Source organism: Azospirillum formosense (assembly GCF_013340925.1).
GTDB classification, from domain to species: Bacteria; Pseudomonadota; Alphaproteobacteria; order Azospirillales; family Azospirillaceae; genus Azospirillum; species Azospirillum formosense.
The window spans coordinates 1-4,506 of the sequence record NZ_WHOR01000365.1; the positions used below are offsets into that span (position 1 = coordinate 1).

At 68.6% G+C, this 4,506-nt stretch carries 8 protein-coding genes and 4 tRNA genes; 10 read left to right on the top strand and 2 right to left on the bottom strand.

Annotation, left to right across the window (positions count from 1 at the left end):
* Positions 1-115 precede the first annotated feature (115 nt).
* From GBZ26_RS27255 to GBZ26_RS27290, 8 genes are all read left to right on the top strand, one after another.
* Positions 116-191: transfer RNA gene (locus GBZ26_RS27255), tRNA-Ala, on the top strand.
* Between the two features lie 99 nt (positions 192-290).
* A tRNA-Asp gene (locus GBZ26_RS27260) sits at positions 291-367 on the top strand.
* Between the two features lie 34 nt (positions 368-401).
* Positions 402-476: transfer RNA gene (locus GBZ26_RS27265), tRNA-Val, on the top strand.
* A 1-nt stretch (position 477) separates the two neighbouring features.
* A tRNA-Gln gene (locus tag GBZ26_RS27270) sits at positions 478-551 on the top strand.
* 154 nt (positions 552-705) lie between these two features.
* Complete coding sequence (locus tag GBZ26_RS27275; RefSeq protein WP_174441500.1) at positions 706-915, top strand: hypothetical protein; 210 nt, start codon at positions 706-708, stop codon at positions 913-915.
* Positions 916-983: 68 nt separating this feature from the next.
* Positions 984-1,469 (top strand): hypothetical protein, encoded by a 486-nt coding sequence (locus GBZ26_RS27280; protein ID WP_174441499.1) that lies wholly within the window; start codon positions 984-986, stop codon positions 1,467-1,469.
* Positions 1,470-1,589: 120 nt separating this feature from the next.
* Positions 1,590-1,931: a Gas vesicle protein V gene (locus tag GBZ26_RS27285; protein ID WP_174441501.1), complete on the top strand. Its 342-nt coding sequence runs from the start codon at positions 1,590-1,592 to the stop codon at positions 1,929-1,931.
* Positions 1,932-2,169: 238 nt separating this feature from the next.
* Positions 2,170-2,934 (top strand): Crp/Fnr family transcriptional regulator, encoded by a 765-nt coding sequence (locus GBZ26_RS27290; protein ID WP_174441502.1) that lies wholly within the window; start codon positions 2,170-2,172, stop codon positions 2,932-2,934.
* Positions 2,935-2,953: 19 nt separating this feature from the next.
* Here GBZ26_RS27290 and GBZ26_RS27295 read toward each other — a convergent pair whose 3' ends face one another.
* Positions 2,954-3,454 carry a hypothetical protein gene (locus tag GBZ26_RS27295; protein ID WP_174441503.1) on the bottom strand — a complete coding sequence of 167 codons (501 nt, stop codon included), beginning with the start codon at positions 3,452-3,454 and terminating at the stop codon, positions 2,954-2,956.
* A gap of 165 nt (positions 3,455-3,619) precedes the next feature.
* On the opposite strand from GBZ26_RS27295, the gene GBZ26_RS30780 reads away from it, so the two are divergent.
* Entirely contained in the window at positions 3,620-3,748 is a 129-nt protein-coding gene (locus tag GBZ26_RS30780; protein WP_014197696.1) for a hypothetical protein, read from the top strand.
* Positions 3,749-3,761: 13 nt separating this feature from the next.
* On the opposite strand, the gene GBZ26_RS30475 is transcribed toward GBZ26_RS30780, so the two are convergent.
* Complete coding sequence (locus tag GBZ26_RS30475; protein ID WP_051140500.1) at positions 3,762-4,211, bottom strand: hypothetical protein; 450 nt, start codon at positions 4,209-4,211, stop codon at positions 3,762-3,764.
* A 113-nt stretch (positions 4,212-4,324) separates the two neighbouring features.
* Between GBZ26_RS30475 and GBZ26_RS27305 the strand changes: the two genes are divergently transcribed.
* Positions 4,325-4,506, top strand: a 182-nt coding sequence (locus GBZ26_RS27305) for a hypothetical protein (protein ID WP_211104991.1), incomplete at its 3' end; no start/stop codon positions are given.

Here is a 4,506-nt window from a genome sequence, read left to right on the forward strand (position 1 = left end):
CATGATGTATGTAATGACAGAGCGACACGCGACTGCTACACAGTGTGGTTCGTCGTCAGCGTCAGATGTGTAGAAGATACAGGGTCGAGAGTTCAATCCTCTCTGGCAGCACCATGGGGCCGTAGCTCAGATGGGAGAGCGCCTCGTTCGCAATGAGGAGGTCAGGGGTTCGATCCCCCTCGGCTCCACCAACTTCTTCGGCGGTTGGTTGGTTGACTTGAGTAAGTTGGATAAGGTTGAATTTAGTGCTTGCTTCGGCGGTCTTTGTTCTTTAGAAGGTCGCCTACGACGCGGGTGTAGCTCAGTTGGTTAGAGCGCCGGCCTGTCACGCCGGAGGCCGCGGGTTCAAGTCCCGTCACTCGCGCCACTTTCTTGTGGTTAGGTTAAGTATCTCGCGGTTTGGTCCTGTAGCTCAGCGGGAGAGCACTACGTTGACATCGTAGGGGTCACTGGTTCAATCCCAGTCGGGACCACCATTGGGGGATCGTCTAGCGGTAGGACTCCAGACTCTGACTCTGGCTACCTAGGTTCGAATCCTAGTCCCCCAACCAAACCACCTCTCCCTTTTTTCCCCTCCCCCACAGCACACCGTCCCGCCATGGCGGTTCGCCACCCCATTCCGATGCCTCTTTTTGTTGCTCGTCCGGTGACGGCAACCCGAGGTAAGGTTTCGTTAACGAAACACGGGCTTCGGGGGTTGGAACCATGCTGCGACTGGGCACGAAGGTCCGGCATCTTGGGCAGGACGCCATGGTGATCGCGCGGACCCTGGGTGGACATCCATCCTATGATCTGCGGCTGGCCGACGGCAGCATCGTGAAGTACGCCCGGGAGGCGGACTGCGAGGCCATGCTGTCCGATGGCGGTTTCCGGCCGGCTGCCGGCACCGGGTCGGCGGAAGGCCGCCCCGGCTGACTCTCCGGGCGCGAGCACCGCGCAACAGCGCCGTTGCCGAATCCCCTCGGCCCGCGCAATATCGCGCGATGGAACGGCTGGAAGACGATGGCGGCTGCCCGAGGCGGCGCTGGCGGGTGATCGAAGGGGGCGGAACGCCGGTCGAGGTGACCGGAACGTCCCGCAATGACGACGCGCGTCCAGACGGCGTCGCAGAGGCTGCGGCGCGACCGGTCCCCGAAGATTACGGCCTGACACGGGACGACTTGCGGATCTGGTACGCGCCGGGCCGTGTCGGGGTCCTGCTCGCTCTGGCGGCCACGCTGGGGATGGCGGGTTTGCAGGCCTACGACGCCGGGCGGCTGTCCGATCCGTGGATCCTGGGCGCCCTGCCCGGCCTGCTCTCGGGCACGCTGATCGGCGGCTTCGCCGGGATGGGGCTGATGGTGCTGGTGCACTGGTGCGACCCGCTGGTCGGCATGGCTTGGCCGACCTACGCGCGGCTGCGCCGCTACCGCGACGCGCTGGCCGCCGCGGTCGCTGCCGAGCGGAGCATCAACGAACGGATGCCTTGAGCGCCGGAAAGACGCCACCGCCGCTGCCACCAGCGGTGGAAATGCAGGGCCTATCCCATTCGAACGATGGTGCAGCGGCGCGTCGACCCAATCTGCTTAAGAGCAGACAGGAGAAACGCAGTGAACCGATTCGACGAAAAAGTCTATCGCGTGACGAAGCGCCGGGACGGGCCGAGCCTTCAGGAACAGAAGAGCCAGTTGCTCCGCCTGAAGCAGGATCTCGAACAGTTCAAGTCCCGTCAGGCGGGCGCCGCGGTCGTCGGCAGCCTGCAGGCGCGCATCCGCGAGCTGGAATCCTCGCTCTCCCGCGCCGAGGCGGCCCGGGTGACGGATCGCGATTCCCGCCGCCCCCGCAGCGACGAGGAGGATGCGGACTCAAACGCCATGCCGATGCCGGACGGCACCATGCGAGCCACCTCCAGTCGCTTCCCACCGCGCGGACGGCCCGGACGAACCTTCTGAAGCGCAGAGACATCACTCCCACGGCCCGGGCCAGCCTCCGGGCCGTTGCCTTGTCCGGCTCCCCCCTCGTGTGATCGATCCAGTGTCCGGTTGATCCAGATCAGGGCGGGTCCTGGTTAGAATTCATACCTTTGGCTCGGTTCCAAGACCTTAGTCTGATGCTTTGGTCTGGGCCGGACGTCCGAAGCGACCGCGCCGTCCCATGGCGCCGAAGCGAGACAGCCCAGGGGTACATGCCATGACCTTCTCCGTCGCCACCATCGCCACCGCAGCCGTTGCCCCGCCGCCGGTTCCCGCTCCGCAGGCGCGGACAGCGGAGACGGTGACCGGCCGCTGCGCCGGCTGCTCGGCGCGGAGCAAGGGGCTGTGCGGAGCCCTCACCGCCGGTGACCTGCCGACCCTGTCGACGTCTTCCCGCCCGCTGGACCTGCTGTCGGCGACTCCGGTGGTGATGGAGGGGGAGGAGGCCGAAGCCGTCTTCACCGTCATGTCGGGCATGCTGAAGCTCTACAAGACCCTGCCGGACGGACGGCAGCAGATCACCGGCTTCGCCACGGCGGGCGACGTGATCGGGCTGGCCGTGGGCACCGGCTACGCCTACACCGCGGAGACCGTCACCGCCTCCACCGTCTGCCGCATGCCGCGGACGGCGCTGCGCCGCATGATGGAGCGGCACCCGGCGGTGCAGGGGCGGCTGCTCGCCATGACCTCGGTCGAGCTGTCGGCGGCGCAGGACCAGATCCTGCTGCTCGGCTGCAAGACGGCGGTGGAGCGGGTGTCCAGCTTCCTCCTCGCCTTGTCGCGGCGGTCGCGTCCCCTGGCGGACGGCACGCCCAGCGTCTTCCTTCCCATGCCGAAGGTGGACATCGGCGCCTATCTCGGCCTGCGCCCCGAAACGCTGTCGCGCGTGCTTCGCAAGCTGGAAGGTGCGGGAGCGATCACCCGCCTGACCAACGACCGCATCCGCATCGAGAATCCGGCGGCTCTCGAAGCCGCCGCCTGATCCCCGCGCCCGTTCCGTCTCAGGCCCGGCCCATCACCGGATAGCCCTCGCCGCCGAACCCCGCCGCCACGTCCTTCACGAAGGCCTGCCCGACCCGGCGGTAGCCCAGCCGGCCGAACAGGCCCGCGGCGTCGAGCTTCGGCGCCGTCGCCGCGACCACGCAGCCGCGCTCGTCCACCACCACCGTCGAGCAGCCCAGCTTGCGCGCCAGCAGGTCGATGCCGTCGGCCTGCGCCGCCGAGGTCACCGCCGCGTCGAACAGCCCCACCGCGATGAAGATCGGCACCGTCAACACGCGGATCATCCCTTCGGCGCTGACGCGGTAACAGAACAGGCCGCGGATGTGGCCGTCGCTCATCTCGCAGGCCATCACACCGCCGTCTCCGCCGTCCTGCAGGAACAGGGCGGCTACCTGCCGCCACTCGTCCAGGGTCATGTCACGGTGCAGGGTCTGGACGACGGGCAGCGCCTGATCGGCCTGGGTCTTCGCAAGCGGAGCGAGAATAAAGCTTCTTGGCATGGGCGGGCGATCCTTTCGCGGGCATCTTCCGCGATCATCGGGGCCGCCGCTTTGATTTTGGTCATGCGCCGCGCCGGTGGAGAAGCCGATGAAGAAACCAGTGGAGCGATTGCGCGGAGACGGTGTTTCCACAGGGCAACCCTATCCCATCACCGGAGTCCGGACATGAGCCCCTACCCGCCGCCCCGGCAGGAACCCGACGTGCCGATCCCCATGCCGCTGCCGCCCGACGCCCCGCCGGACGAGCCGGTGGAGGCCCCGCCGATGCCCGGCGAGCCCCAGGAACCCGTGTAGCGGACCGTCAGGGTCAGGGCTTGCGGCGGTAGAGCGCCATCGCGCGCTCCAGGATGCCGGGCGACGAGTAATCGCCGAGGAACAGGTCGCCCAGCGCGCGGCGCATCCGCGCCCGGATGCGGGAGCGGATGGCGTTGCGCAGCGCCTCCTCCTGCATGTGGCAGCGGCGGCAGAGGTTCTTCGGGCGGGCCTCCGGGTTGCCGGAGGGACGGACCGGGCGGACGACGACCTGCACGTCGCGCGTCTCGGCATACTCCACCACGTCGGGCCAGGCCGCCCGCCGCCCGCGCCCGTCGCGCCAGGTCTGGTCGGCGGCGTCGTACCAGCGGCCATCCGGCAGGCAGCGCACGACGGCGCCGCCGGGCCGCCCGCAGCAGCGGCAGCGGTTCTCCCCGCTGGCGCCCTTGCGGTGGGCCGGATCGAGGTCGGGTCGGAGAATCTTTGCGCGGAGCGGTCTGGTCATGGCTTGATGCCTGCCTCGGGGCCGGGACTGCCCCTGCGGGACGTGGCTCATGACATGGATGGCCACGGACCGCCAGTGCGAATTTGTGAAAGGTTCTCCAGAGACCGCGCCCTATGGACATGACTCCCCCCGACCCTTCCAGCGCCGCCGAGCCCGGCGAGCCCGCCGACCCGCATCTGGTGCACGAGCTGGCCAGCGCCCACCCCGACGGGGCGACCGCCGCCGCCGCGGGCGTGACACGGGTGGCCCATGGCGCGGGGCTGGGGCGGGTGCCGCTCGGCCCGCCGCGGCCCCA